General features: G+C 62.8%; 1 protein-coding gene. It reads left to right on the top strand.

The window, feature by feature from the left end:
• Positions 1-304, top strand: a 304-nt coding sequence (locus Q8X48_RS29940; protein WP_407802680.1) for an immunoglobulin-like domain-containing protein, incomplete at both ends; no start/stop codon positions are given.

Raw genomic sequence — 304 nt, 5'->3', positions numbered from 1 at the left:
TGTCGCCAAACACAACGCCAGTGACCACCACGGTCAACGACGTCAACGACACCACCACCGTGACCCTGACCGCCACCCCGAGCGTGGATGAAAACGGCACCATCACCTACACCGCCACGCTGACCGATGCCCAGGGCAAACCAGTCACCGCGCAGAACGGTCCAGTGACCGTGACGTTGGACAGCGGCAAGGTCATCACCATCGCCGAAGGCCAGAGCTCCGGTAGCCTGCCGGTCAGCGTCGGCAACGACGTTTACACCGGTCCGACCATCGTGACTGAATCCATCAAGGACGCGGTGGGTGG

Origin of the sequence: Pseudomonas sp. QLc11A (genome assembly GCF_052112305.1) — a bacterium.
Lineage (GTDB): Bacteria > Pseudomonadota > Gammaproteobacteria > Pseudomonadales > Pseudomonadaceae > Aquipseudomonas > Aquipseudomonas laurylsulfatiphila.
Note: the sequence above shows the minus strand (reverse complement) of the source record. Positions and strands in the feature narration are given on the sequence as shown.